Here is a 23,687-nt window from a genome sequence, read left to right on the forward strand (position 1 = left end):
GTAAAAGCAACATCTGATATACCGCTTTTATGCAGTTAAACCTTCGAACCGATTATGCGTTGCGAATGCTCATGGCGCTTGCCGCCAAAGACGATGTGGTCTCGATCGACTGGATTGCTGATCGCTATGGGATCTCACGCAACCACTTGGCCAAAGTGGCACAGGATCTCGCAGCCGCGGGCTTTGTAGAAACCTTGCGAGGCAGGAGCGGTGGCCTGCGGCTCGCGCGGCAGGCTTCGCAAATCAATGTAGGCGAGGTTGTCCGGTCGCTGGAAAATACGCACGGTTTCGTCGCCTGTATGGGAGGCAAGGAAACCTGCGCCATCGATGGAGTGTGCGGACTCAAACCCGCCCTCGCGGGGGCGTTGGAGGCTTTTCTATCCCACCTCGACCAGTTCGATCTGGGACAGATCACTGGGTCGAAGTCGCAAATCATGCAAAGGCTCGCTCCAGCCTAGGTGAGATCGCAGACCATATAGCTACTGGCTCCGCCATATCCGACCAGCGCTTCCCTGATGTCCTCGTCGGCTACGGTCACAAAGTCATGTTTTGCCCAAAAAATCTGAGACCGGTTGACCGCCACCAATGCCACCCGGTCGAAACCGTGATTGCGCGCAAGTAGCTTTGCATGATCAACCGCCTCGCTTGCAAGCCCTTGACCGCGCATACCCAGGTCGATCGAGATATCATGAATGTAGAGCACATCCGCATTGTCAGGCAGTTCGCCTAGCAGTGTGTCCAGTGGCACCGGATGGCCGAAAGTAGCGGGGTGACAAATGATGTATCCAACCGTCTCTCCGTCTTGCTCGAGAACACAGCATCCTCCTGCGAAAAGTTCGAGCCGCTCTCGAAACACAGCCTCGTCTTCAGGGTGATCGGGATGGCACTTGTCCGCGATGGCAAGCACTCGGGGAAGATCGCCTGCAACCATCTCTCGCCATCCATGGGCTGCGCTCGCTGTATTCATCTTGGCTTGTTCGTTCTCTATCTCTTGCGATCGCTCTTCGCCCATCGCTCTCATCCGTTTCGCCAGATCACCATCTAGCCGTTTTGCCGCATCGAATAGGGAACAACGCCTCTTTCGAACAGATCGACTTCGATCTGCTGGTCGCTTGGAGGATATGCGCGTTGGTCGCAGCCCGTTCGTGGGCAGATCCTGCATGATGCCCCGATCTCGGTGGCCACTCCAGCTGAGATCAGGTCGATACCGTCGGCGTAAACGAATTCGCTAGCATGCTCGACCTCGCAACCGAGCGCGACAGCATAACGGCGCGGATTCCGATCAAATCCTCCTGAGGCCTTGATCAGCCCTTTGGCCATGGAAACATAACGCACCCCATCGGGCGTCTCGGCCAGCTGGACCTGCACCCGATCGGGAATGGCCACGGCTTCATGGACGATCCACAGCGGGCAGGCACCGCCAAATCGCGCAAACTGCAGTCTGGTGGCGCTGTGACGCTTGGTGATGTTGCCCGCCATATCGACGCGGCAGAAGAAGACAGGCACGCCTCGGGAGCCCTCGCGTTGCAATGTCGACAGGCGATGACAGACCTGCTCGAAGCTTGCCCGATAGAGTAGCGTCAATCTGTCCACGTCGTGGCGTTCGGCGCGGGCCGCCTGCCTGAAATGCTCGTATGGCATCAGCATGGCCCCAGCTGCATAATTGGCGAGACCTACCTTGAGGAGTTCGCGCGCGGCCTGCGATCGAAGTTCGGCATCCGCAGCCACCTGAGTGATGGTCTCTCCCAGCGTCATCACTGCAATCTGGTAGGCAAGCTGGAAGCGGACTCCTGATGCCGGCTGGCCGGCATCGATTACCAGCGCGCTCGCCTTTGTATCGAACTTGCGAACCCGGTCCGATCTCTCCAGAATTACCATGATCCCGTGCTGGGCAAGGAGATGCTGCCTCATGGCTGATCCGGTGAGGTGAGAATGCTCATCGACTAGTGAGTTCGCCAATCTCTCGGCGGCGCGGTCGAGACTGTCGACATAGTTGTTCGACAGGTGGAACCAGTCTCTCACTTCCTCCCATGGAAGCCGTGCGCCGGTCGAGTTGTCGGCAGATATGGCATCGTCAATCATGGCAAGGCGCTGCGAAGTCCGACGATAAAGCGAGTGCAAATCGACAAACCGTTTTGCAAAAGCAGGCTGCTGCTCAGCCAGACGCGTCAGATCGTCTGCGCCTATTTCGCCGTCAAACTGCGGATCGGCAATTGCTTCGCGCAAAGCCACTGAAAGCCGCTCGGTATCGTCGGACTCGATATCCTGCCAATCGACGGGAAAGAAGGTCGCTGATCAGGCAGGTCTGGCGTCGGCAAGTTTCGCGGGAGCCAGCCACATCGCCATGTCATGGTGACGTTTGATGCTTCGCCGAGCCCGAAAATGACGGCTGGACAGCCTCGATGATTGCACCTCAAAAGTGTCTGGATTCGCTATGATGGACCAACGCAATTCTGCCACTTTTTGCAGATTTGAGTCCCCAAAAAGGCATCGAACCAGTCACTTATAAGGAATTTGAAGCCATTTTGGGGGCTTTTCTGAAAACCCGCATCAAATTATCACGCGAAATCAATCTGATAAGTCAATTGTGCGATGCCTCTTCTGCCGCCGGGTTTGTCGAGACGCAGCGCGGCAGAGGCGGAGGACTGCGCTTGGCTCGCCCTCCCTCGCAAATCAATGTCGGTGACGTGGTGCGGAAGCTGGAGAACACGACAGGCTTTGTTGCCTGCATGGGCGGCAAGGAAGACTGTGTTATTGACGGCGCTTGCGGCCTCAAGCCCGCATTATCGGGCGCTCTGAACGCTTTTCTGGCGCATCTCGACCAATTCGATCTTGCGCAGATTACCGGATCACGGTCTCGCTTTCTCCAGCAGCTGGCTACTGAGAAAGCTTGAGAAGAGGACCATCGACGCTCCACTCCATCTCAAACACCTTCTTCATAAACAAGGTGGGCTCCGCTATCGTGTTCGCAGCTTAGCAGAAACTATTTTTGTGCATAATCACATGGCCGTTGCCGACGTGAGTTCTGCTACAAACCGCTAACACTCTAACGAAATTCGAGTTGCAGCGGACTTCCATTGCGCAGCCGCTCCGTATCAAGCGGGCGGGACTGCGCGGCTAAGCCGTCGAGAGTGGGGCGATCAGGGTCGATCACCGCCGACTGGATGGCATAGACTCCGCGATATCCGCGCTGGAAAAGATCGTTTGCCATCGCGACGATGGCTTCCTCGTCCAGCAGATCGGTGTGCACCGTGGTCCGCACGTCAAAAAGTATTTTCCCTTGCGTGCAAAGCAGGTCGAGCGTCGCCGAGAAGCGCGAATAGGCTGTTACCCCGGTGACCTTGTGAAAATGCGACCGAGGCGCCTTGTAATCGAGCGCGATACGGTCGACCAATTGTTCATCGAGCAGGCATTGAACAACGTCCGGCCTAAGGCCGTTAGTGTCGAGCTTGATCGCAAATCCCATCGATTTCACCTGAGCGGCGAAGCGCGCAAGATGCTTCCAACTTGTTGCCTCACCACCGGAGAACACTACACCGTCCAGTAATCCCTTACGGCGGGTCAGAAACTCGATCACCCGGTCTTCGTCGATGCTTCCCCTGCCCAGTACGATTTGCGGATTGTGGCAATATCCGCAGCGCATATTGCATCCTGCGATCCACAGGATGCAGGCAATACGATCTGGGAAATCGAGCATGGTGAAAGGCGTTACGGCATAAAAGGGCGTGGCGACACGGGTCGTCCCGTGCCGCGCATTCCTCTCCACTGGCGCAACAGCTCCCATTTCAGCGTTGTGGTGCGAACAAATCGCCGACCATGGCAGCATCTTCGGTAAAGTGGCGGCGCTGCCGGTGTTCACCCTGCTTACCCTTGTTGAAGCTGTCCACGGGCCGGAAATAACCCATCACCCGGGTCCAGACTTTGGTCCGTTCTCCGCATTCGGGACATTCAGGCTGTTCGCCATCGAGATAGCCATGCGTGTCACAGACTGAAAATACCGGCGTGAGCGTGACATAGGGCAGACGGTAATTGCTCAGTACCTTTTTCAGGAAATTACGGGCCGCGTCCGCGCTCGAGAGCTTCTCGTTCATATAGAGATGGAGCACCGTTCCGCCGGTATATTTGCATTGCAAATCATTCTGCAGTTCCAATGCCTCGAACGGGTCATCAGTGTGTTCGACGGGGATCTGCGAGGAATTCGTGTAGTAGATGTTTTCATCGCTGCCCGCCTGAAGAATGTCTGGAAACCGTTTAGCATCTTCCTTGGCAAACCGGTAGGTGGTGCCTTCCGCCGGGGTTGCTTCCAGATTGTAGAGGTTGCCGGTTTGCTCCTGAAAGCCGACCAGCCGTTCGCGCATATGGTCAAGGATCGCCAGCGCCATATCGATACCGCCCTGCTGTGTCAGGTCAGACGCGTCCTCAGTGAAGTTGCGAACCATTTCGTTCATTCCGTTGACCCCGATGGTCGAGAAATGGTTCCGCAGGAATGGCAAATAGCGCGCCGTGAATGGATAAAGCCCGCGATCATACATCTGTTGCACAAAGGCGCGCTTTTTCTCCAGCGTGGACTGCGCGATATCCATCAGCCGGTCGAGCTCCGCCATCAGTCCGGGCAGGTCTCCTCTGAAACGGTATCCGAGCGCCGCCATGTTGATGGTGACAACCCCCAGCGATCCGGTCATCTCCGCTGATCCGAACAGACCATTTCCGCGTTTCAGCAATTCGCGCAGATCCAGCTGGAGGCGGCAGCACATCGAGCGAACAGCGCCGGGCGAATACGCCTCGGGATTGGGGCGTCGCTCGCCCGTGACGGGGTCGCGCAGGTACTGGCTACCAATGAAATTCTGGAAATATGAAGAACCAACTTTGGCAGCATTTTCAAAGATCGCAATTGCAACCTTGCTGTCCCATTGGAAATCCTCGGTGATGTTTACCGTCGGGATCGGAAAGGTGAACGGTTGTCCCGTGGCGTCGCCTTCCGTCATCACTTCATAGTAAGCGAGATTGATCAGCTCCATTTCCGGCTCGAAATGAGCAAAGGACATGTCTTCCAGATTGCGTAGCCCCATGTCGCGCGTCTGTGCCTGCGCGAGCAGCTCTTCGTTCCTGATCCCTTTGAACAAATGCTCGTCTCTGTATGTCGGATATAGCTCACGCAAATCGTCTGGCACCACGATATCGAGCGTGATGTTGGTGAAGGGGGACTGCCCCCACCGTGCCGGTACATTGAGATTGTAGACGAATTGCCGGATCGCCTTTTTGACCTCGGCGAAGCTCAGATTGTCATAGAAGACGTAGGGCGCAAGATAGGTGTCGAAGCTTGAAAAAGCCTGAGCACCAGCCCACTCGGATTGAAGGATGCCGAGGAAATTGCTCATCTGCCCCAGCGCTTCTCGGAAATGCCGCGGCGGGCGTGAGGATACGCGGCCAGCGACCCCGTTAAACCCATCGTTGAGGAGCGCACGCAAGGACCAGCCCGCGCAATAGCCGGTCAGGCAGTCGAGATCATGGATATGGATGTCGCCCTGGCGATGGGCCAGACCTTCTTCAGGGGCGTAGATTTCGTCGAGCCAGTAATTGGCGATCACCTTACCTGCCACATTGCTTATCAATCCGGCATGCGAGTAACCGACATTGGCATTTGCCTTGATCCGCCAATCGGCACCAGAGATATATTCGCCGACAGTATCCGAACAATCGATCTTGCTCCCCGACCAGACTGGGCCTGGCATTGGGTCGCCAAAACCCAATTGATCATTAGCCGCAATTGCATCGCCGAAGTTCTTCTCTTGCAGTTCAAGTGTCATAATCGCTTTTCCTCCCGACAGTGGCGCGACCGCGGATTGCGCCGCCAAACCACAAGATGTTGTGTTGCGCACGTATGCTTAAGCACAAAATTCCGAGGCTCATTTGATAAATGTCAAACCGAGAAGGTTTTTGGGAGAAGTTCAGGGCGATGACCTCCTACCTTTGATTTTGGTCAAGGAGAGCCCGGCAGTTGGCCACCATAGCTGCGCCAGCGATGCTCTCCCGAGCACGCCGTTTGGAAGGAAATCTCATTGTCAGAAACGCTCGGAACTGTCCTTCTGAACGCGATGAAAGAACGCGGAGCGGACCGCATCTTCGGGCTCCCCGGCGATTTCGTCCTGCCATTTTTCCGCACTATTGCCGAAAGCGGCATCCTTCCCTTGCACACGCTCAGCCATGAGCCCTCTGTTGGCTATGCGGCAGATGCGGCCGGACGGATTGGTAGTTCGCTGGGCGTAGCGGTGGTGACCTATGGCGCGGGCGCTCTTAACATGGTTAATGCCGTGGCGCAGGCCTATGCGGAGAAGTCTCCACTGGTGGTCATATCGGGGGGACCGGGGGCCGACGAGGGCAAACTCGGGCTCAGCCTCCACCACCAGGTGAAGACGTTGAGCTCGCAATTCGAGATCTTTCGCGAACTGACCTGTGCGCAATGCATTTTGAACGATCTCGAAACCGCTCCAATCGAAATTGCCAGAGTGCTCAATACGGCGCTGAGCCTCTCACGCCCTGTCTACATCGAGATCTCCCGTGATCTGGTCGATCAGCCTTGCGCGTCAGCCCCGGCCATAGCGTTGCCGGCGGCTAATCACGATGCAGCGCGCGCCTGTGCCAAGGAAGTGCTCGACAGACTGCGCTCGGCAAAGTCGCCCGCAATTCTGGTGGGCGTCGAGGCGCGCCGATATGGTCTTGAAGACAAGATCGCGAGCCTTTGCCGAAAACTGGGGGTGCCAGTCGCAACCAGCTTCATGGGGCGCGGGCTGTTTGCCGACTTCACACTTCCATTGCTGGGGCCATATCTCGGCTCCGCAGGTGACATGAATATTGCGAGCGCAATTGAAGGTGCAGACTGCTTGCTGATGCTAGGTGTTATTACATGCGACACCAATTTCGGTGTCTCCGGTCGTGCCATAGATATGCGAGCTTCTATCCGTGCCCTGGATCGTACGGTTGTACTCGGCCATCACCTCTATCCGGACGTTTCTCTTGAGGCACTGGTTGATGCCCTGCTCGAAATTGCTGAGACAATCGGCGTTCCGGAGCCGCAACCGGAACCTGTCTACGCGACCGGATTGCCCGACGACGAAACGCCCTTGGAACCAACGCATATCGCGATTGCCGTCAATGATCTCTTTAATAGCAAAGGATCGTCTCCGATCGCAGCCGATGTTGGCGATAGTCTGTTCATCGGGTTGGAGATTGCGGACACGGCGCTGGTCGCGCCGGGTTATTATGCCTCGATGGGAATGGGAGTTCCGGCAGGCCTTGCGATCAATGCCGTTACCGGGCGTCGCCCGATCGTTCTCGTCGGTGATGGCGCATTTCAGATGACCGGCTGGGAGTTGGGAAACTGCCGGAAATATGGCTGGTCTCCAATTGTCATCGTCCTGAACAACCAGAGCTGGGAAATGCTCCGCGGGTTTCAGCCCAATCAGACTTATCACGATCTGGATGACTGGCACTTTGCCGACATCGCTCCGTCGCTTGGCGGCCGCGGGATCAGGGTAGAGACCTGCGCTGAACTGAAGCGTGCGCTGGATCTGGCCATAGATGATGAGAGTAGCTTCTATCTGATCGAAGCGATGTTGCCTCGCAGTAGAACATCCATGTCTCTGCATAAATTCACGCGGGCGATGCGCAACCTCTCAGCGATGAAGAATGAATAACGGTGTTCAGCCTCATTTGAGTAGCGGTTTCTGCGATTGCCAGCGTCATCCCTCTATGGGCATTGCTCGCTCGACGATTGCGCGCGTGTCGATCACGGCGTCCGATCCACCATAGGCAAGAGATGGCCGGGCAAGACGCAATCGGCAAAACGCTTCGGCGAGCGGACTATTCGCATTGATGAGAGCCGCGCCTTGGGCCGCTAGAGCCAGCCGTTCGACGGTGTTACGCGCATGGTGCTCGCTAGCATCATCGAACCGGAGGGTGTCGGCCCATTTGTCATAGGCTGCATAGCGTCCGCGCGCTTTGGCGAGAAACGTCTGCAAGGCGTCCAGCGCATCTGGCTCGCGGCCTAACGCTCGCATGACATCAAGCGCGATGACATTGCCTGAGCCTTCCCAGATTGCGTTCAAAGGCGATTGCCGGAACAGGCGCGGCATCGGCCCGTCCTCGACGTAACCGCCGCCGCCCAGACATTCCATCGCCTCGTAAACCATTCCCGGCGCGCGCTTGCAGACCCAGTATTTTGCGATTGGCGTCAGCAGACGTGCGAGCGGTTCCTTCTGGTCGAACGCAGCCGCCAGTCGAAAAGCAAGCGCGGTTGCCGCCTCGCTCTCAACCGCCAGATCAGCCAGCACCGCTGCCATCGCCGGCTGATCTGCGAGCATACGCTGAAAGGCAGAGCGATGATGGGTGTGCCATAGCGCCTCGGCAAGTGCCGCGCGCATTGTAGCAGCAGAGCCAACAACGCAGTCAAGCCGGGTGTGCTGAACCATTTGGAGGATAGTTGAGACGCCGCGGCCCTCTTCCCCGATACGCTCAGCGTAGGCACCACGATATTCGACCTCCGACGACGCGTTGGAACGATCACCAAGCTTGTTCTTGAGCCGCATGATCTGGAAGCCAGCATTGCGTTCGCCGTCTGGCGTCCAGCGGGGCACGAGGAAGCAGGTAAGGCCAGATGGGGTGTAGGCCAGCGTAAGGAATGCATCGCACATCGGTGCTGAACAGAACCATTTGTGCCCGGTTAACCGGTAGGCGCCATCAGCAGTCTCGGCTTTCGTTGTGTTTGCCCGAACATCAGAACCGCCCTGCTTTTCGGTCATCGCCATACCGATGGTCACACCGGTCTTCTTTGATGCCGGACGATTGGAGGGATCATACCGCGACGCTGTAATCCTGGGCACCCAATTCATCCCGACTTCAGGATCGAGGTTCAGCGCTGCAACAGCCGCATATGTCATCGTCATCGGGCAACTTGTCCCGGCATCTGTCTGGCCCGACAGAAAGCTCAGGGTGGCATGGAGGGTGTGCCCCGCCTCGGTCCCGTCCCATGCGACTGATGCCACGCCTGCGTCCAGTCCAAGCGCCATCAGGTGATGATAATCCGGATGAAACCGCACTTCGTCGATGCGATGCCCGAAACGGTCATGGGTCTCAAGCACTGGCGGTGATCGGTTCGCTTCAATGCCCCAGTCGATGACTTCAGCCGAGCCTGTGCGGTCTCCAAACCTCTCTAACTTGTCGAGATGACGGCCAGCACCGGCCATAACGACAGCTTCGTGCAGCGCCCGATCCGATCGAAACCGGTTGAAATTCTTCAATGGGGGAGGCTGGTTAGTGACCTCGTGTGTGCCGAGTGTTTCGATCGGGCGGACGGGTGCCATACCTGTTATACTCCTTCGGGAAACATACTTCGCTTTCCCCCAAGACTAAGAACCGTCACTTGTCCGGCTCGAGGAAATCCACCTTGCCGCTATCGAGATGATAGAATGCTCCCACCACTTTGAGCATCCCGCTCTGCTGGGGCTCGAGCAGGGCAGGAGAGGCTTCTTCGCGCAATTCGTTTACCACGCGGCGAACATTTGAAAGCGCTGCGGAATCGACGATGTTGTCGGCCCAGGGATCGGTCTCGAGCACGGCAGGCAGCAGTGACTGAAGCACTTTTGCAATGTTGCCGGAGAAACTGGCCTGACCGCGCGCAAGCGAGACGGCGGCGTTCAGCGCTCCGCAGGCCTCATGGCCCATCACGACGATCAGCGGAACTTGAAGATGGGCCACCGCGAACTCCAGGCTACCGAGTGCTGTGGCGCAGAGCGTGTTGCCTGCATTGCGGATAATGAAGAGTTCGCCCAGCCCCCGCTCGAACAGCAGCTCTGGCGGGACGCGCGAATCCGAGCAGCTCAAGTAGGCAGCAAAAGGACGCTGAGCGGCTGCAATCTCGAGACGCCGCATTCGGTCCATTATAGGTTCATAGGATGTATCCTCCAGAAAACGTCGATTGCCCTCTTTTAGCAGGTCAAGCGCTTGATCCGGGGCGAGTGCGGGCTCATCAGGCATAAGTCGTCGCTATCCTTGCTTGCCATCAATCCGGGGAGACAGATAAATTGCGCCGTTGCGTATCACCCACGGCAATAGGCTGACGGCAAATGCCGCAGCTCCAAGCATAAGCCAGCTGCCGCTTTCACTCTGCAAAGCGGCCGCTGCCCGGCTGATGGCCGCGATCTGTATGCCGTAAAAGGCAACCCATGATACCATCGGCATGACCAGCGGCCGACCCGAATGTCCTTGCGTGACGCGGGTCACCATCGCGACCAACAGGCTGCAGCAGAAACCAATCATCAGCGCGTGGTCCGGCCCGCGCCCAAACAAGCCAAATGCTGCGTCAACCGCAGCGAAAGCGAAGCCCACCGGCGCCCAAGCGAAACCCCAAATCAGGACATTTAACAAGCCAGGCGCGCTTGCTTTTGGCCACCATCTCCAGCACATCACGGCGGTGGTAACAGCCAAGCCGGCATTAGCGCCTGTCTGCATGTGCCCAAGGTTCAGCACTTCCCCCACAAGGCGAGCAAGAAGCAAGGCCCAGAGCAGCGCGAGCAGCCAGTCTGGTCGCCAGCTAATGTAATCCTTCACGACATTCCCGGCGAAGAACGGCACCATTCTATGGGCAACCGTCAGGAACACCGGCAGCAGAAAGCCCGATATGCCGATGCGGTTGGCGATGGGCAGCCAGGCCGGGTCTCTCAGCGCAATGAAGGCAACCGCACACAATATACCGGCCAGCCCGAAAAGAATGCCCGCCATGGCCGACCAGCCATGAGTGCAGCGCGGTCCGCTTTGCGCCCGGTTGCGGTAAAGGACAATGGCCAGCATGATTGACGCCAAGACCCACCCTGCACCCGCAAGCCCGAAGCCAGCCAAAACCAATCTGTCTGACCCGGTCCACAGCCCAAGTTGGGCCGTCACGACCCCGGCAAACAGTGCGCATGCGGCTGGACCAACCTGCTTGGCAGAGAGATCGGGCAGACTCATCCAGCGCGGAAATACCGTGAGCAGGAAGCCGAAGATGAACGGTGCCAATCCGAGGTAGATCATGGCGGGGCCATGAAGCAGGGACGCGGGCAGCTCGGTCTGGGGCGGCAGTGGCCCGTCCCCATACAGCCCCAGCACCTGGATCAGCCACCACGAAGCCAGTCCGCCAATGCCGATCGCGCCGCCAAGGAAGGGAAGGCGGTGCGGTGCGGCCAGCAAGATCGAGGGTGACATCATATCTCGCGCTTGCCCCCTACATAAGCCCGTGCGCGCCCGCCATCGCACCCAGCACAGTGACGAGAGCGATGACCGAAAGCACGCGATGCACCCATACCATCAGGTTGAAGTCGCGTTCCGGTGACGGCGATTCTGCCATGCGCCGGTGGAGTACGAGCGGTTCCGCGATGAAAAGCATAGCAGCGAAAACGAGCCAGAGTCCGAGCATGGCGTGCATCCACCAGTAAGACGTTTCCGCAAATCGCGACCACATATCAGCGCGCCAGGTCATCCAGAAACCAGATGCTCCGGCAAGAATTACCCAGAACTTTGCTTGCACAGAAAACCCCTGCTCGATCCGGTGAAAGGCATGGAGCCTGTCCGCCGGCGAAGCAGTCCTCGCGATCGAAGGCATTACGACGAATGTTACGAACCAGACGCCTCCTATCCAGCCGACAATGGATACGATGTGGAGCACGCGGGCCAGAGTGAAATCATCAAATATCATCTCGCCCTTTTGGTGGAATTGGATGCGCGCGACTTTGACACGGATCAAATACTTTGGCTGCCTGCCCTCTATCTGAGCGGCCATGAACAAGACTCTTCTCACGCTCGGTGCCACCTCATTGGCGATCACGATGTCCACGCCAGTGTTGGCGCAAGACGGTGATGCCCTGCCATTCGATCCATATTTAGACCTGCGCTACCGGCTTGAAGTGGTCGACCAGGAAAACCTGCCCGAAGATGCTACCGCGTCGACGCTCAGGATAAGAGGCGGGGTCGAAACCTATGAGTGGAACGGCCTCAGCGCGCTCGTCGAAGGAGAGGCAGTGGTTCGTCTGGGACCGGAAAACTTCAACGATACCGTCAACGGCCAAGTACAGTTCCCGGTTATTGCGGATCCCTCGGACCTATTGCTCAACCGGGCATTTGTTCGCTGGCGACCGGACCCTGCTGTCGAAGTGCTCGCCGGACGCCAGAAAATCAACCTCGACAATCAGCGCTGGATTGGTTCGGTCGACTGGCGCCAGAACGATCAGACTTTCGACTTGGCGCAGGTCACGGTGAACCCGGTGGAAGGCGCATCCGTGGATTATTTCCATGCCTGGCGGGTCAATCGCATCTTCGGGCCGGATTCGCCGCAAGGGATATGGCGCGATACAGACATCCACAATGTCCATGCGACTTATGCGATACCATCGGTAGGCACGGTGTCCGCCTATGGCTATTTCCTCGACATTCCGGTGTCGCCAGCCAACAGTTCGCAGACGCTTGGAGTGCGGCTTTCTGGCGCGCAGCCCATCGGCGGATCGACAAAGATCCTCTACGCAGCCGAATACGCAAACCAGCGCGATTTAGGGCTGAATCCGGCTGAGTTCTCACTCGACTATCTGTTGCTTGAGCCGGGAATCTCCTTCGGAGGCTTCACGATCAAGACAGGTTACGAGCGACTTGAGGGTAATGGTGCATTCGCCCTGCAAACCCCGCTCGCAACATTGCATGCCTTCAACGGCTGGGCAGACAAGTTTCTTGTGACGCCGCCCGGTGGCTTGCGCGACCTTTATGGAGACATCAGCTACCGCTTTGGCGATGGCTCACCGCTCAACGGATTGCTGCTCCGCGGTATCGTCCACGATTTTGATGCGACTTCGACGGATCAGTCCTATGGGCAGGAGATTAATCTGCTCGCCGTTTATCCGATCCAGGCAAACCTCAAGGTCTTGCTGAAATTTGCGCACTACAAAGCGGATGAGTTCGCGGTCGATACGACCAAAGGGTGGCTATCCTTGCAAATGACTTTTTGATGCTGATTGAGGATTCGACTTGATGGAGGAGCAAGACAACATCGCTACCTTGCGCGAGTTCATAGCCGCCTGGTCGCGGCTCGATCCTGAGGAACTAGTGGGCTATTTCGCCAAGGATGGCATTTACCACAACATGCCGATAGACCCCATTCAGGGCCACCATGCTTTGCGGCAATTTATCGCTGCATTCCTGCACGGCTGGTCCAGGACACAATGGGACATTTTGTCGATTGCTGCCTCTGGAAACACCGTATTCGTAGAGCGGTTGGATCGTACGATCGTGAATGGAAAGCCGGTTAGTTTGCCGTGCTGCGGGGTCTTTGAGATGAAGGATGGAAAAATCGCGGTCTGGCGCGATTATTTTGATATGGCGACCTATCGTCAGGCCGTTGGCGACTAAGCTGCTAGTGACCTTGTGCTTTTAGCTTTTGCCAATCCTTGCGCATCATCTCCCAGTAGCGCGATTGGCGCGTCGAACCATCTGGCCGGACACTGTCGCGCTCGCCGAAAAACGTGAATCCAGCAGCTTCGATCACCTTTGCTGAGCGCACATTATCTATCGCAGCTGTGACGCCGATGAGTCGCACTCCCAAGTGCTCAAACATCCAGTCAAAGCTGCACGCAGCGCCCGCCTTGCCGGCACCCATGCTTTGCGCGTCACCGCGATAGGCACCTGCGATTTCGGCTGAGGAGCGCTCCGGCCATACCGTGAAGTAGGAGTAGCTCACGATCTCGTCAGTGCTATCGATCATTATCGCAAAGACGGCTTCACCCTGACGCTGTCTCGCCTGTGCATCGAGAACCCAACTTCGAATGCTTTCATGCGTCAACGGTCGCGGAAGATCGTAGATCGGATACGACACTTCAGGATCAGCGAGAAGCTCAAGCAGGCCTTCGGCGTCTTGAGCAGTGGCTGGACGATAGCCGGGACCCAGCAAAGCTACATCCGCGCCTTTTACAGCTGATCGTATCCGCCTCTCTTCTTCTGGAGTAACGAACAATCGTGTCTGCGGCGGCGAGCTCACACGGGTGGTTCCTCAATTTGGATCGGCGGGTACTGAATCGGGACGGGCAAATGCAGTCAGAGCTTCCCTGTCCTCGATCCGCACTCTTGCTCCGACTACGTTTACCCCGTGCTGCTTCAAGGTCCCGAAGGCGCGCGACAGATTTTCCGGTGTCATACCGAGCAGAGATGCCAGAACCCGCTTTTCTCCACTAAGTTCGAATTGCCACGCATCGCCGTGCTTCGCACTGTATCCAAGCAGATAATTGCCCAGCCGCTCGGCAGATTGTCGGATCTTCATATCGACAAGCGCTCTGACCATGTCCCGGTACCCAAGCGCAAGCTTAGTCATAGTCGCCTGCATCAAGGCAGCATCTTCCTTGATCGCACCGCGGATACGTGCAGCTGGAACGAGCAGAACTCTTGATGACGTAAGCGTACGCGCCGACATCAGATAGGGCATATCGTTGACCGCTGCAGCGAGGATAAAGCTCTTTACCGGCTCAATCAGCTGGATCGTCGTATCGCGCGCTGTCCCGGGAACATAGAGCTCGATCAAGCCATCGACGAGCACATGCAAAAAATCCGCCTGCTGGCCTGCTTCGAAAAGCGTAAGCTGCGCAGGGAATACCTGCAGGAATGAACCGGAGAAGATGTCCTCGCGTCTGGCATCATCCATGTCGCGAAACAGGGGAAGTCGCGCGATTTCCGGCTTTTCTTCGATTCGCACCCGAATTGGCTTCCCTTACAACTTGATCTGCTCTGGCTAGCCCACCGATTGATATTCATCAACCGAAGACTTGATATCCAAAATTCGCTCTTCCCGAAAATAGCAAGCGACCGCGAGTTTTGCAGTCTTTCAAGGCGCTCTTTGATCTTGGTCAAATAGTATTCCGCTTTCTTGGCTCAGCGAAAGACGACTGATCGCTGATCCACGAGGAAGCCGAGCATGCCAAAACAGCACGCGCTAAACGCCGCCGACCAGAACCGAGCTCTCGGCTTGAGTACGTTTGCGTTTACAATCTGTTTCGCCGTCTGGACGATCTTCGCCATCGTCGGGATCGAAATCAAAGCCGATCTGGGGCTTAACGACACGCAATTTGGATTGTTGGTCGGCACTCCGATCCTGACCGGTTCGCTGACCCGGCTCATGCTGGGCATCTGGACCGACCAGCGTGGCGGCAGGATCGTGTTCCCGCTCACCATGCTGGCGTCAGCCGCATCAACCTTTTTGCTGTCTTACGCCGAGAATTACTACGTCATGCTCCTGGCAGCGCTGGGCCTCGGCCTGGCCGGTGGCGGCTTTGCCGTCGGCGTTGCCTATGTTTCCAAATTCTACCCGCAAGAGCGACAGGGTGCGGCTCTAGGCTTTTTCGGCATGGGCAATGTGGGTGCGGCGGTAACCAAATTCCTGGCCCCATGGGTCATGGTCGCAATCGGCTGGCAAGGCGTCGCCCAGGTGTGGGCGGGTGCGCTCGCACTCGTCGCCGTATTGTTCTACCTGTTTGCCAGGGATGATCCGGAATTTGCCGCGCGCAAAGCGGATGGGACCAAAGCGCGGAGTCTGAAGGAGCAGCTCGAACCGCTCAAGAGCGAGCAGGTCTGGCGTTTCTCGCTCTATTACTTCTTTGTCTTTGGCGCGTTCGTCGCGCTGGCGCTGTGGCTGCCGCAATACATGGTCAGCCTCTATGGCGTCGACGTTAAAACGGCCGGGATGCTGGCGGCGACCTTCTCGCTCTCGGCCAGCCTGTTTCGCGCATATGGCGGGATGCTGTCGGACAAGTACGGCGCGCGGCGGATCATGTATGCGACCTTCGGCGTGTCGTTGGTGTGCCTGTTCATGCTGTCTTACCCGGCAACCGACTATGTCATTCATGGCATCCGCGGCGACATCGTATTTTCGACTTCGATGAGCCTGGTTCCCTTCGTCATCACGGTGTTCGTGCTGGGCTTCTTCATGTCGCTTGGGAAAGCAGCGGTCTACAAGCATATCCCGGTCTACTACCCCGACCACGTGGGTTCGGTTGGCGGCATGGTGGGCATGGTTGGCGGCCTGGGTGGCTTCATCCTGCCGATCGTCTTTGGCGCCGTTAGCGATCTCACCGGAATCTGGACCAGCTGCTTCATGGTGCTGTTTGCCCTCGTCGGCATTGCCCTCGCATGGATGCATATAGCCATTCGGCAGATGGAGCAGAAGGCAGCAGGGATGGATAACCGCTCGCTGCCTGAATTCCCAGAAATGGCCGATCTGCATGAAGAGAAGAAGCATGCAGCAGCGAAGCCGAGCAAGGTGCTCGCGGAGTGGAAACCGGAGGACTCCGAGTTCTGGGAACAAACCGGCGAGAGAATTGCCCGGCGCAATCTTTTCATATCAATCCCGGCCCTGCTCTTGGCCTTTGCAGTCTGGATGGTGTGGTCGGTCGTGGTCGCCAAGTTGCCTTCCATCGGCTTCGACTACAGCACTGACCAATTGTTCTGGCTGGCAGCCTTGCCTGGACTTTCAGGGGCGACACTGCGGATCTTCTATAGTTTCATGGTCCCGATTTTTGGGGGTCGACTGTGGACCACTTTGTCCACCGCATCGCTACTGATCCCGGCCTTCGGGATTGGGTATGCAGTCCAGAACCCGGAGACGCCTTACGTCATTTTCCTGGTGCTGGCGCTGTTGTGCGGGTTTGGCGGAGGCAATTTCGCCTCGTCGATGTCTAACATCAGTTTCTTCTTTCCGAAGGCGCAGAAGGGCAACGCGCTCGCCCTCAATGCCGGGCTTGGCAATCTTGGCGTTTCGGTGATGCAGTTTGCCGTACCGCTTGTCATTGTCGCTGGAGTGTTCGGCGTCTTGGGCGGCGAACCGCAGCAGACCGCAGAAGGTGGCGAGTTATGGCTGCAGAATGCCGGCTTCATCTGGGTGCCGTTCATTATCGTTGCGACCATGCTGGCATGGTTCGGGATGAACGACATTGCCGATGCCAAGGCCAGCTTCGCCGAGCAGTCCGTGATTTTCCAGCGCAAGCACAATTGGCTCATGTGCTGGCTCTACACAGGGACCTTTGGCAGCTTTATCGGCTTTTCGGCCGGTCTGCCTTTGCTTGCCAAACACCAGTTCCCTCAAATTGATGTGCTCCAGTTCGTTTTCCTCGGGCCTTTGGTCGGTGCACTCAGTCGTGCTGCGACCGGATGGGTTTCGGATCGCTGGGGCGGGGCGCGGGTGACCTTCTGGGTTTTCGTCCTCATGATGCTCGGTGTGCTCGCAGTGGCGTACTTCATCGAAGCGGGCAGCTGGTGGGGCTTCCTCGCAGCGTTCATCTTCATGTTCTTTATGACCGGGGTGGGCAATGCCTCCACTTTCCAGATGATCCCCAACATCATGCGTCAGGAAGTGCCGCGGTTGATGCCGCAGCTGTCTCGGGAAGCAAGCCTGCGCCAATCGGAGAAGGAATCGGCAGCGATTGTCGGCTTCACCTCCGCCATCGCCGCCTACGGGGCCTTCTTCATCCCGAAAAGCTTTGGCAGCGCGATCTCGGCGACCGGCTCTCCAATGGCGGCGCTCTGGGGCTTCTTCATCTTCTACGCCAGTTGCGCAGCGCTGACCTGGTGGGCTTATTCCCGTCGCGGCGGCCTGCTGCACGATATCGAACGTGGCCGGGCGCCTGTCCCCGCTGAACCAACCAACCAGCTCAAGGGAGCAACCGCATGAGCAAGCTTCTCGACCGCCTGACCTTTTTCAACCAGAAGAAAGTCGCCTTTTCCGAAGGCCACGGCGTCACCACCAATGAGAACCGCGACTGGGAGGATAGCTATCGCAGGCGTTGGCAGCACGATAAGATCGTGCGCAGCACCCACGGAGTGAACTGCACCGGCTCGTGTTCCTGGAAAATCTACGTCAAGGGCGGGATCATTACGTGGGAAACGCAGCAGACCGATTATCCGCGAACAAGGCCCGATCTGCCCAACCATGAGCCGCGCGGTTGTCCGCGCGGGGCGAGCTATAGCTGGTACATCTATTCGGCCCAGCGGCTGAAATATCCGATGATACGCTCGCGCTTGCTCAAGCTGTGGCGTGAGGCGCGGGTGGTTCGCACCCCGGTTGCAGCCTGGGCGTCGATCGTCGAGGATCCGGTCAAGCGCAAGAGCTATACGGCCATTCGCGGCCATGGCGGATTTGTTCGCTCGACATGGGATGAAGTCAACGAGATCATCGCTGCGGCGAACGCCTACACTGCCAAGACTTATGGCCCTGACCGGGTCATTGGTTTCTCGCCGATCCCGGCGATGTCGATGGTCTCCTACGCCGCTGGTTCGCGCTATCTCTCGCTGCTCGGTGGTACCTGCATGAGCTTCTACGATTGGTATTGCGACCTTCCTCCCTCATCCCCGCAAACCTGGGGCGAACAGACCGATGTTCCCGAAAGCGCCGACTGGTACAACGCCGGATTCCTGATGATGTGGGGTTCGAACGTTCCGCAGACGAGAACTCCTGATGCGCACTTCATGACCGAAGCCCGCTATCGCGGCACCAAGGTGGCGGTTGTCTCACCTGACTATGCCGAAGCCACCAAGTTCGCCGACCTCTGGCTCAATCCCAAGCAAGGCACCGATGCGGCCCTGGCGATGGCCATGGGCCATGTCATCCTGCGCGAATATCACCTCGATCGTCAGGCGGAATATTTCGAGGATTACTGTCGCAAATATTCCGACATGCCGATGCTGGTGCGACTGGTCGAGAAAGATGGCGCCTACGTACCCGAGAACCTGCTGCGTGCGGCTGACTTCCTTGACGGTTTGGAAGAGGAGAACAACCCCGACTGGAAGACAGTCGCAATCGATGAAAACACCGATGAAGTCGTTGCGCCCAATGGTTCGGCAGGCTTTCGCTGGGGCGAACAGGGCAAATGGAATCTCGAGGAAAAAGATGGCCGCGGAAACGACACAGTGCTCCGCCTAACCAACATCCTCGATGCCCATCACGACGAAACGATCGAAGTAGCCTTTCCGTACTTCGGCAACCGCGAGCATGATCATTTCCAAGGCACAGACCATCCCAGCGTGCTCAAGCGACGCGTGCCAGTACGCCAGCTGCAGCTGAAAGAAGGCAAAGCCTTTGTCGCAACTGTGTTCGACCTCTTTTGCGCCAATTATGGCCTCGACCGGGGCCTCGGCGGCGAGCATGTCGCCCGTGATTACAGTGAAATGGTGCCCTACACTCCCGCTTGGGCCGAGAAGATTACCGGCGTGCCGGCAGACCAGATCATTACGATTGCGCGCGAGTTCGCGGGTAATGCCGAGACGACCAACGGCAAATCGATGGTCATTCTCGGAGCCGGGCTCAACCACTGGTATCACATGGACATGAATTATCGCGGCATTATCAACCTGTTGGTGATGTGCGGCTGCGTCGGCCAGTCTGGCGGCGGCTGGTCGCATTATGTCGGACAGGAGAAGCTGCGTCCGCAGACAGGATGGCTTCCTCTGGCATTCGCCTTGGACTGGAACCGTCCGCCGCGGCAGATGAACTCCACGAGCTTTTTCTACGCACACACCGACCAATGGCGATACGAAACCCTCGATGTGGAGGAGATCCTGTCGCCAACCGCGCCCGAGGGTGATTGGGATGCAAGCCTGATCGATTACAATGTGCGGGCCGAACGGATGGGTTGGTTGCCGTCAGCGCCGCAATTGAAGACGAACCCGCTCGAAGTGGGCAAGGCCGCCAAGGCGTCAGGCAAGGAGGCCAAAGACTACGTTGCCGATGCGCTCAAATCCGGCGAGCTTGAAATGTCCTGCTTCGATCCGGATGATCCGGCAAATTGGCCGCGCAACATGTTTGTGTGGCGCTCCAACCTGCTGGGGTCGTCTGGCAAGGGCCACGAATACTTCCTCAAACACCTGCTTGGCACAGCCCACGGCGTGCAGGGCAAGGACCTGGGTGAAACCGGCGCGCAGAAACCGAAGGAAGTAAAGTGGCATGACGATGCGCCGAAAGGCAAACTTGACCTGCTGGTAACGCTCGATTTCCGCATGTCGACGACCTGCGTCTACTCCGACATCGTGCTGCCGACCGCGAGCTGGTATGAGAAAGACGATCTCAACACGTCCGATATGCACCCGTTCATCCACCCACTGTCGGCTGCAGTCGATCCGGTCTGGGAATCGCGCAGCGACTGGGACATCTACAAGGGGATAGCGAAGAAATTCTCCGAAGTGGCGCCCGAAGTGCTTGGCGTCGAACAGGACGTGGTGTTGACCCCGATCCAGCACGATACTCCGAACGAGATCGCGCAGCCCTATGATGTGGCCGATTGGGGCAAAGGAGATGTCGAGCCGATACCCGGCAAGACGATGGCGACGGTTGCCGTAGTAGAGCGCGATTATCCGGGGCTCTACGAGCGATTTTCTTCGCTTGGGCCGCTGATGGACAAGCTCGGTAATGGCGGCAAGGGGATCGCCTGGAACACTGAAACCGAGGTCGAGAACCTTCGCAAGCTCAACGGAGCCAGAAGCGAGGAGGGCTCGGCCAAGGGTGCGCCCCGTATCGATTCCGCTATCGATGCTGCTGAAGTGATCCTGATGCTGGCGCCGGAGACCAATGGCGAGGTCGCAGTCAAAGCATGGGAAGCGATTTCGAAGAACACCGGCCGCGATCACACTCATCTTGCATTGCCCAAGGAAGAGGAGAAGATCCGCTTCCGCGACATCCAGGCCCAACCGAGGAAGATCATCTCCTCGCCGACATGGTCGGGGCTTGAGAGCGAGCATGTCTGCTACAACGCAGGCTATACCAACGTGCACGAGTTGATCCCTTGGCGCACGCTGACCGGGAGGCAGCAGCTCTATCAGGATCACAAATGGATGCGCGCCTTTGGCGAAGGGTTCTGCGTTTATCGCCCGCCGATCGATACGAAGGCGGTCAAGCCGATGCTCGATGAAGCCAAGGATGCGCCGCACGTAATCCTGAACTTCATCACTCCGCACCAGAAGTGGGGCATCCACTCGACCTACACCGACAACCTCTTGATGCTGACTTTGTCACGTGGTGGGCCGATCGTGTGGATGAGCGAGGTCGATGCCGCCAAGGCAGGACTGGTTGATAATGACTGGGTGGAAACCTTCAACAGCAATGGCGCACTGGTAGCCCGGGTGGTGGTCTCGCAGCGCATGAAGGAAGGCACCCTGTTCATGTATCATGCGCAGGAGAAGCTCACCAATATGCCCGGCTCGCCGCTGACCGGCCAGCGCGGCGGCATTCATAATTCAGTGACGCGCGCTGTACTGAAACCCACCCATATGATCGGCGGTTATGTCCAGCTTGCCTACGGCTTCAACTATTACGGCACGGTGGGCTCAAACCGCGATGAATATGTCATCGTCCGCAAACTCAGTAAGGTCGACTGGCTCGAAGAAGCTCTGCCTGAAGGGGAGACCGTAGCATGAAAATTCGCGCGCAAATCGGCAAGGTTCTGAACCTCGACAAATGCATTGGCTGTCACACCTGCTCGGTCACCTGCAAGAATGTATGGACCAGCCGTGAAGGGATGGAATACGCTTGGTTCAACAATGTCGAAACCAAGCCCGGCATTGGCTACCCCAAGGACTGGGAGAACCAGAAACGCTGGAAAGGGGGCTGGGAGCGGGTTCCAGGAGGATCAATCCGGCCCAGGATGGGCGGCAAGTGGCGGGTGCTGGCGAAGATTTTTGCCAATCCCGATCTGCCAGAGATCGACGATTATTATGAACCCTTCACTTTCGACTACGCCCATCTTCAGCAGGCGGGTGAGAGTAAGGCCTTTCCGACCGCACGCGCGCGGAGCCTGATATCGGGCAAGCGGATGGAGAAGATCGAATGGGGTCCGAACTGGGAAGAAATTCTTGGCGGCGAGTTCTCCAAACGTTCGGAGGACTACAACTTCGAAGGTGTTCAGAAGGAGATTTACGGCCAGTTCGAAAACACCTTCATGATGTATCTGCCAAGGCTGTGCGAGCACTGCCTCAACCCGACTTGCGTCGCGGCCTGTCCCTCAGGCGCGATCTACAAGCGCGAGGAAGACGGCATCGTTCTGATCGATCAGGAGGCCTGTCGTGGCTGGCGCATGTGCGTATCGGGATGTCCTTACAAGAAGATCTACTACAACTGGAAAAGCGGCAAATCGGAAAAGTGCACGTTCTGTTATCCGCGTATCGAGGCTGGTCAACCGACCGTTTGTTCTGAAACCTGCGTTGGCCGCATCCGCTACCTAGGCGTGATGCTTTATGATGCTGATCGTATCGAAGAAGCTGCATCGGCGGAAAATGTCGAAGATCTGTATCAGGCCCAGCTCGATATCTTCCTCGATCCCAATGATCCCGAGGTAATTGAACAGGCCCGCAAGGACGGAGTGCCCGAAGCCTGGCTTGAGGCTGCGCGGCATTCGCCGGTATGGAAGATGGCCATGGAATGGAAGGTCGCCTTCCCGCTGCACCCCGAATACCGGACCCTGCCGATGGTCTGGTACGTACCGCCGCTGTCGCCGATCAACGCTGCGGCAAACGCCGGGCAGATTTCCGTGAACAACAATATGCCCGACATCCGGTCTTTGCGCATTCCGCTCAAGTATCTCGCCAATCTTCTCACGGCGGGCGACGAGGAACCGATTGCGGTCTGCCTCGAGCGCATGCTCGCCATGCGCGGCTACATGCGGGCCAAATCGATCGACGGCGTCCATAACGAAAGCATTGCCACCGATGTTGGGCTGACCGGCGCGCAGATCGAGGAAATGTACAAGATCATGGCGCTGGCCGATTACGAGGATCGCTTCGTGATCCCGACCGGACACCGCGAGGATGCCGAGGACATGTTCGAAGAACGCGGTTCGTGCGGCTTCTCCTTCGGCAACGGGTGCTCGGGTGGGTCAAGCAAGACCAATCTGTTCGCAACCCAAACCCGCAAAAAACTCCAGACCCCAACGGAGGTGTTCTGATGCAATCGCTTCACCTGATGTCGCTGCTGCTGCAATATCCGACCAAGGACCTGCAATCTGTTATCGGCGAAATCCGCCAGCGGCTGGATGCCGATCCGTCGCTTCCGTCCGCGTCGGTGAAGTCGCTCGCTCCGCTACTCACGCGGCTGGCGACCAGCGACATCTATGATGCGCAGGAGATCTATGTGGAACTCTTCGACCGGGGCCGGGCGCACAGCCTGCACCTGTTCGAACACGTCCATGGTGAAAGCCGCGACCGTGGCCAGGCAATGGTCGACCTGCGCGAACGTTATCTTGCTGCGGGACTGGAACCCAGCGGCAACGAATTGCCTGACTACCTGCCGCTGTTCCTCGACTATTGCTCGACCCTGCCGGAGCAGGCCGCCCGCGAAGCGCTTTCAGAGCCTGGCGTCGTTATGGTGGCCATCGCCGCGCGTCTGGCCGAGCGGGAATCGGACTATGCGCCGCTTTTCGAATCGCTCTGCGCCATTGCCGGAGTGGAAATGGACGAAGAAGCGCAGCTGGCGCTCTCTCCGGTTGACGACCCGCAGGATCTCGAGGCGCTCGATGCGCAGTGGGAAGAAGAAGAAATCCGGTTTGGAGCCGAAGCCGCTCCAGACCCGAATGCAGCATGCCCCAAAGTTGGGGAGATACTCGAAAGAATGCGCGAGCTTCCCGTCACCAAGACATCAGCGGGGGATTAGT

At 57.7% G+C, this 23,687-nt stretch carries 19 protein-coding genes; 9 read left to right on the plus strand and 10 right to left on the minus strand.

What is annotated here, in order from left to right; translation table 11 throughout:
- Positions 1 to 29 precede the first annotated feature (29 nt).
- A complete protein-coding gene (locus E0502_RS08510; protein ID WP_137677608.1) occupies positions 30 to 458 on the plus strand; it encodes an RrF2 family transcriptional regulator in 429 nt (142 codons plus the stop codon).
- Here E0502_RS08510 and E0502_RS08515 read toward each other — a convergent pair.
- Together E0502_RS08515 and E0502_RS08520 are read right to left on the minus strand one after the other, a co-directional pair.
- Positions 455 to 1,021 carry a GNAT family N-acetyltransferase gene (locus E0502_RS08515; protein WP_161593739.1) on the minus strand — a complete coding sequence of 189 codons (567 nt, stop codon included), beginning with the start codon at positions 1,019 to 1,021 and terminating at the stop codon, positions 455 to 457. The two genes, E0502_RS08510 and E0502_RS08515, sit on opposite strands and share 4 nt — an antisense overlap.
- 20 nt (positions 1,022 to 1,041) lie before the next feature.
- Complete coding sequence (locus tag E0502_RS08520; protein ID WP_240048968.1) at positions 1,042 to 2,226, minus strand: helix-turn-helix domain-containing protein; 1,185 nt, start codon at positions 2,224 to 2,226, stop codon at positions 1,042 to 1,044.
- A 359-nt stretch (positions 2,227 to 2,585) separates the two neighbouring features.
- Between E0502_RS08520 and E0502_RS08525 the strand changes: the two genes are divergently transcribed.
- On the plus strand, positions 2,586 to 2,894 hold the full coding sequence (locus tag E0502_RS08525) for an RrF2 family transcriptional regulator (protein WP_240049149.1): 309 nt from the start codon (positions 2,586 to 2,588) through the stop codon (positions 2,892 to 2,894).
- A gap of 152 nt (positions 2,895 to 3,046) precedes the next feature.
- Here the strand turns inward: E0502_RS08525 and E0502_RS08530 are convergent, their stop codons facing one another.
- Both E0502_RS08530 and E0502_RS08535 read right to left on the minus strand, forming a co-directional pair.
- Positions 3,047 to 3,784: an anaerobic ribonucleoside-triphosphate reductase activating protein gene (locus tag E0502_RS08530; protein WP_137677612.1), complete on the minus strand. Its 738-nt coding sequence runs from the start codon at positions 3,782 to 3,784 to the stop codon at positions 3,047 to 3,049.
- 1 nt (position 3,785) lies between these two features.
- A complete protein-coding gene (locus tag E0502_RS08535) occupies positions 3,786 to 5,732 on the minus strand; it encodes a ribonucleoside triphosphate reductase (RefSeq protein ID WP_137677613.1) in 1,947 nt (648 codons plus the stop codon).
- Between the two features lie 363 nt (positions 5,733 to 6,095).
- Here E0502_RS08535 and ipdC point away from each other — a divergent pair, with 363 nt between their 5' ends.
- Positions 6,096 to 7,694 (plus strand): indolepyruvate/phenylpyruvate decarboxylase, encoded by a 1,599-nt coding sequence (gene ipdC / locus E0502_RS08540; protein ID WP_240049150.1) that lies wholly within the window; start codon positions 6,096 to 6,098, stop codon positions 7,692 to 7,694.
- A 45-nt stretch (positions 7,695 to 7,739) separates the two neighbouring features.
- Here ipdC and E0502_RS08545 read toward each other — a convergent pair whose 3' ends face one another.
- The 4 genes from E0502_RS08545 to E0502_RS08560 are packed head-to-tail and all read right to left on the minus strand — an operon-like array spanning position 7,740 to position 11,728.
- Positions 7,740 to 9,359 (minus strand): acyl-CoA dehydrogenase family protein, encoded by a 1,620-nt coding sequence (locus E0502_RS08545; protein ID WP_137677615.1) that lies wholly within the window; start codon positions 9,357 to 9,359, stop codon positions 7,740 to 7,742.
- A gap of 55 nt (positions 9,360 to 9,414) precedes the next feature.
- Complete coding sequence (locus E0502_RS08550) at positions 9,415 to 10,032, minus strand: carbonic anhydrase (protein WP_137677616.1); 618 nt, start codon at positions 10,030 to 10,032, stop codon at positions 9,415 to 9,417.
- A 9-nt stretch (positions 10,033 to 10,041) separates the two neighbouring features.
- Complete coding sequence (locus tag E0502_RS08555) at positions 10,042 to 11,241, minus strand: NnrS family protein (protein ID WP_137677617.1); 1,200 nt, start codon at positions 11,239 to 11,241, stop codon at positions 10,042 to 10,044.
- A 16-nt stretch (positions 11,242 to 11,257) separates the two neighbouring features.
- A complete protein-coding gene (locus E0502_RS08560; protein WP_137678744.1) occupies positions 11,258 to 11,728 on the minus strand; it encodes a hypothetical protein in 471 nt (156 codons plus the stop codon).
- An 82-nt stretch (positions 11,729 to 11,810) separates the two neighbouring features.
- Between E0502_RS08560 and E0502_RS08565 the strand changes: the two genes are divergently transcribed.
- Positions 11,811 to 13,025 carry an alginate export family protein gene (locus E0502_RS08565; RefSeq protein ID WP_137677618.1) on the plus strand — a complete coding sequence of 405 codons (1,215 nt, stop codon included), beginning with the start codon at positions 11,811 to 11,813 and terminating at the stop codon, positions 13,023 to 13,025.
- Between the two features lie 22 nt (positions 13,026 to 13,047).
- Positions 13,048 to 13,425, plus strand: a complete 378-nt coding sequence (locus tag E0502_RS08570) for a limonene-1,2-epoxide hydrolase family protein (protein WP_137678745.1) — start codon at positions 13,048 to 13,050, stop codon at positions 13,423 to 13,425.
- A gap of 4 nt (positions 13,426 to 13,429) precedes the next feature.
- Here E0502_RS08570 and E0502_RS08575 read toward each other — a convergent pair whose 3' ends face one another.
- Positions 13,430 to 14,050, minus strand: a complete 621-nt coding sequence (locus tag E0502_RS08575; RefSeq protein ID WP_137677619.1) for a GNAT family N-acetyltransferase — start codon at positions 14,048 to 14,050, stop codon at positions 13,430 to 13,432.
- A gap of 12 nt (positions 14,051 to 14,062) precedes the next feature.
- Complete coding sequence (locus E0502_RS08580; protein WP_161593741.1) at positions 14,063 to 14,758, minus strand: helix-turn-helix domain-containing protein; 696 nt, start codon at positions 14,756 to 14,758, stop codon at positions 14,063 to 14,065.
- A gap of 219 nt (positions 14,759 to 14,977) precedes the next feature.
- On the opposite strand from E0502_RS08580, the gene E0502_RS08585 reads away from it, so the two are divergent.
- From E0502_RS08585 to narJ, 4 genes are read left to right on the plus strand one after another with little or no spacing between them, the layout of a single operon-like run.
- Entirely contained in the window at positions 14,978 to 17,725 is a 2,748-nt protein-coding gene (locus E0502_RS08585; RefSeq protein ID WP_137677621.1) for a nitrate/nitrite transporter, read from the plus strand.
- Entirely contained in the window at positions 17,722 to 21,459 is a 3,738-nt protein-coding gene (locus tag E0502_RS08590; protein ID WP_034960249.1) for a nitrate reductase subunit alpha, read from the plus strand. Before E0502_RS08585 ends, E0502_RS08590 begins: the two co-directional genes overlap by 4 nt.
- Complete coding sequence (gene narH / locus E0502_RS08595) at positions 21,456 to 22,982, plus strand: nitrate reductase subunit beta (protein WP_137677622.1); 1,527 nt, start codon at positions 21,456 to 21,458, stop codon at positions 22,980 to 22,982. The genes E0502_RS08590 and narH overlap by 4 nt, the downstream gene beginning before the upstream one ends.
- Complete coding sequence (gene narJ, locus E0502_RS08600) at positions 22,982 to 23,686, plus strand: nitrate reductase molybdenum cofactor assembly chaperone (RefSeq protein WP_192895945.1); 705 nt, start codon at positions 22,982 to 22,984, stop codon at positions 23,684 to 23,686. Before narH ends, narJ begins: the two co-directional genes overlap by 1 nt.
- Position 23,687: the final 1 nt, after the last annotated feature.

It is taken from the genome of Parerythrobacter lutipelagi, assembly GCF_005434975.1.
In the GTDB taxonomy this organism is placed as follows: Bacteria; Pseudomonadota; Alphaproteobacteria; order Sphingomonadales; family Sphingomonadaceae; genus Parerythrobacter_A; species Parerythrobacter_A lutipelagi.

What these genes read in the sequence shown, in the direction of transcription:
- E0502_RS08510 (WP_137677608.1), top strand. Translation starts at nt 30, where the DNA reads ATGCAGTTAAACCTTCGAACCGATTATGCGTTGCGAATGCTCATGGCG.
- E0502_RS08515 (WP_161593739.1), bottom strand. Translation starts at nt 1,021, where the DNA reads ATGAGAGCGATGGGCGAAGAGCGATCGCAAGAGATAGAGAACGAACAA.
- E0502_RS08530 (WP_137677612.1), bottom strand. Translation starts at nt 3,784, where the DNA reads ATGGGAGCTGTTGCGCCAGTGGAGAGGAATGCGCGGCACGGGACGACC.
- E0502_RS08535 (WP_137677613.1), bottom strand. Translation starts at nt 5,732, where the DNA reads ATGCCAGGCCCAGTCTGGTCGGGGAGCAAGATCGATTGTTCGGATACT.
- ipdC (WP_240049150.1), top strand. Translation starts at nt 6,096, where the DNA reads ATGAAAGAACGCGGAGCGGACCGCATCTTCGGGCTCCCCGGCGATTTC.
- E0502_RS08545 (WP_137677615.1), bottom strand. Translation starts at nt 9,359, where the DNA reads ATGGCACCCGTCCGCCCGATCGAAACACTCGGCACACACGAGGTCACT.
- E0502_RS08550 (WP_137677616.1), bottom strand. Translation starts at nt 10,032, where the DNA reads ATGCCTGATGAGCCCGCACTCGCCCCGGATCAAGCGCTTGACCTGCTA.
- E0502_RS08555 (WP_137677617.1), bottom strand. Translation starts at nt 11,241, where the DNA reads ATGATGTCACCCTCGATCTTGCTGGCCGCACCGCACCGCCTTCCCTTC.
- E0502_RS08560 (WP_137678744.1), bottom strand. Translation starts at nt 11,728, where the DNA reads ATGATATTTGATGATTTCACTCTGGCCCGCGTGCTCCACATCGTATCC.
- E0502_RS08565 (WP_137677618.1), top strand. Translation starts at nt 11,811, where the DNA reads ATGAACAAGACTCTTCTCACGCTCGGTGCCACCTCATTGGCGATCACG.
- E0502_RS08570 (WP_137678745.1), top strand. Translation starts at nt 13,048, where the DNA reads ATGGAGGAGCAAGACAACATCGCTACCTTGCGCGAGTTCATAGCCGCC.
- E0502_RS08585 (WP_137677621.1), top strand. Translation starts at nt 14,978, where the DNA reads ATGCCAAAACAGCACGCGCTAAACGCCGCCGACCAGAACCGAGCTCTC.
- E0502_RS08590 (WP_034960249.1), top strand. Translation starts at nt 17,722, where the DNA reads ATGAGCAAGCTTCTCGACCGCCTGACCTTTTTCAACCAGAAGAAAGTC.
- narH (WP_137677622.1), top strand. Translation starts at nt 21,456, where the DNA reads ATGAAAATTCGCGCGCAAATCGGCAAGGTTCTGAACCTCGACAAATGC.
- narJ (WP_192895945.1), top strand. Translation starts at nt 22,982, where the DNA reads ATGCAATCGCTTCACCTGATGTCGCTGCTGCTGCAATATCCGACCAAG.